This window comes from Lamprobacter sp., from assembly GCF_034860625.1.
In the GTDB taxonomy this organism is placed as follows: Bacteria; Pseudomonadota; Gammaproteobacteria; order Chromatiales; family Chromatiaceae; genus Lamprobacter.
Genome location: NZ_JAYESN010000525.1, coordinates 1 through 1,344 on the forward strand (window position 1 = coordinate 1; position 1,344 = coordinate 1,344).

Consider the following 1,344-nt stretch of genomic DNA (forward strand, 5'->3'; position numbering starts at 1 on the left):
GTTGGGCGGCCGAGGAGTTTCGGGATCTGGATCTGGGGGACAAGCGGCGCGAGGCGCGCACCGTGCTGCTGGCGGAGCGTTTGGCCGATCGTCCCACGGCGAGCCTTCCGGGTGCCTGTGGGGGCTGGGCTGAGACGCAAGGGGCCTATCGGTTGTTTCGCCAAGAGAGCTTCGACTGGATGGATCTGTTGGAGCCGCACCGCGCGTGCACGACGCAGCGCATGGCCTCTCACCCTGTGGTACTGTGCCTGCAGGACACCACCGAGCTGGACTACAATGGTCAGCAGATCAAGGGGTTGGGTCCTTTGAGCTATGAAGCGCAGCGTGGCCTATACCTGCATCCGACGCTGGCGGTCAGTCCCGAGCGAGAGCCGCTGGGGGTGCTGGATGCCTGGATGTGGGCGCGCGAGCCCAAGGACGAAGACGGCACCCGCCCGGGCGAGAAGGAAAGCCGGCGTTGGGTCGAAGGTTACGAACGGGTCGCCGAGCTGGCCGAACAGCTGCCGCAGACGCGCCTGGTCTATGTCGGCGACCGCGAGTCGGACATGCTCGAGCTGATGGTGCAGGCCCATGACGGCGGGTATCGAGCCGATTATCTGCTGCGCGCCCAGCACAATCGTGCCTTACCGGATGGGGGCAAGCTCTGGGCCGAGGTGCGCGCGAGCGAGGTGCTTGGTGAACTGAACTTCATCCTGCCGCCGACCAAGACGCGCAAGGCACGCTCAGTGCGCCAGCAGCTGCGCGCGAAGCGGGTCACGCTCTCGGATCGGCGCGGCGGGACGTTGCAAGTCACCTGCCTGATCGCCAGCGAGATCAACCCGCCCAAGGGTGAGACGCCGATCGAATGGCGGCTGTTGACCAACCGGGAGGTGAAGGACGTCGACGCCGCGTCCGAACTCGTGGACTGGTACCGCGCGCGCTGGGAAATTGAGCTGTTTTTCTTGGTGTTGAAGCAGGGCTGTCGGGTCGAGGCGCTGCAGCTCTCCACCGTCGAGCGTCTTGAGAAAGCGTTGGTGCTGTTCATGATCGTCGCCTGGCGCGTCGCCCGACTGATGCGCCTGGGGCGCACCGCGCCCGAACTCGATGCCGCGCTGCTGTTCTCGCCCGAGGAATGGCAGGCCGCCTACATCCTTGCCAAGAAACGTCCGCCCAAGCAGGCGCCTACACTCAACACTGTCATCCGACTCATCGCCGGCCACGGCGGCTTTCTCGGGCGCAAATGCGATGGCGAGCCCGGGATGAAGACGCTCTGGCTCGGGCTGCAGCGGGTGCGTGACTTCGCCGAGGGCTTGCAATTTGCCCAAAGCTTACAGGGCACTTAGCGGATTTGTGTGCAAAGAGATG

Annotated in this window: 1 protein-coding gene; it reads left to right on the top strand. The window is 65.1% G+C overall.

The window, feature by feature from the left end; translation table 11 throughout:
* The first annotated feature begins 26 nt into the window (after nt 1-26).
* Nucleotides 27-1,322: an IS4 family transposase gene (locus VBE63_RS29455; RefSeq protein ID WP_323686524.1), complete on the top strand. Its 1,296-nt coding sequence runs from the start codon at nt 27-29 to the stop codon at nt 1,320-1,322.
* Nucleotides 1,323-1,344 lie beyond the last annotated feature (22 nt).